Consider the following 209-nt stretch of genomic DNA (forward strand, 5'->3'; position numbering starts at 1 on the left):
AAGCAGCCACCATTGAAAGAGTGCGTAATAGCTCACTGGTCGAGTGACTCTGCGCCGAAAATGTAACGGGGCTAAACACACCACCGAAGCTATGGCTTGATGCTTTGCATCAGGGGTAGGGGAGCGTTGAATGCGGGTTGAAGGTGTACCGGAAGGAGCGCTGGACTGCATTCAAGTGAGAATGCCGGTATGAGTAACGAAAAGATCTG

The 209-nt window shown here is 51.7% G+C and carries 1 rRNA gene; it reads left to right on the top strand.

Going from position 1 to position 209, the window contains the following annotated elements:
• Positions 1-209 (top strand): 23S ribosomal RNA (locus LCF57_RS26365); the annotation flags it as partial.

Source organism: Paenibacillus sp. BJ-4, from assembly GCF_020404765.1.
GTDB lineage: Bacteria > Bacillota > Bacilli > Paenibacillales > Paenibacillaceae > Paenibacillus.